Annotated in this window: 1 rRNA gene; it reads right to left on the bottom strand. The window is 58.2% G+C overall.

Features of this window, described 5'->3' with window-relative positions:
- Positions 1-1,069: ribosomal RNA gene (locus tag ACWEV3_RS43385) — 23S ribosomal RNA — on the bottom strand; the annotation flags it as partial.

The following is a 1,069-nucleotide window of genomic DNA, read 5'->3' as shown; positions in this document are numbered from 1 at the left end:
TATGGACGCGTCCACACGGGTACGGGAATATCAACCCGTTATCCATCGACTACGCCTGTCGGCCTCGCCTTAGGCCCCGACTCACCCTGGGCGGACGAACCTTCCCCAGGAACCCTTGGTCATCCGGCGGAAGAGATTCTCACTCTTCACTCGCTACTCATGCCTGCATTCTCACTCCCACACACTCCACACCAGGATCACTCCGGCGCTTCACCGCATGCAGGACGCTCCCCTACCCAACAACACCAAACAGTGTCGCTGGCATGGCTTCGGCGGTGCGCTTCAGCCCCGCTACATTGTCGGCGCAGGACCACTTGACCAGTGAGCTATTACGCACTCTTTCAAGGATGGCTGCTTCTAAGCCAACCTCCTGGTTGTCTCGGCGATCCCACATCCTTTCCCACTAAGCGCACACTTAGGGGCCTTAGCCGATGCTCTGGGCTGTTTCCCTCTCGACGACGAAGCTTCTCCCCCGCCGTCTCACTGCCACGCTCAAACTCAGGCGTATTCGGAGTTTGGCTGATCTCAGTAACCCGCGAAGGCCCATCAACCAACCAGTGCTCTACCCCACCCAAGCAACCACGCAACGCTGCACCTAAATGCATTTCGGGGAGAACCAGCTATCACGGAGTTTGATTGGCCTTTCACCCCTACCCACAACTCATCCCCCAGGTTTTCAACCCTGGTGGGTTCGGGCCTCCACACGGTCTTACCCGCGCTTCACCCTGGCCATGGGTAGATCACTCCGCTTCGGGTCTACACCACGCGACTCACACGCCCTCTTCAGACTCGCTTTCGCTCCGGCTACCCCACACACGGGTTAACCTCGCCACGCAGCAGTAACTCGCAGGCTCATTCTTCAAAAGGCACGCCATCACCCGAAGGCTCTGACGGATTGCAGGCACACGGTTTCAGGAACTCTTTCACTCCCCTCCCGGGGTACTTTTCACCATTCCCTCACGGTACTATCCACTATCGGTCACCAGGAAGTATTTAGGCTTAGCGAGTGGTCCCGCCAGATTCACAGCACCCTCCACGAAAGCGCTGCTACTCGGGAACACCACCACAC

It is taken from the genome of Saccharopolyspora sp. NPDC003752 (assembly GCF_053605825.1).
The sequence above is the reverse complement of the archived record's forward strand: the minus strand, read 5'-3'. Positions and strand labels throughout refer to the sequence as shown.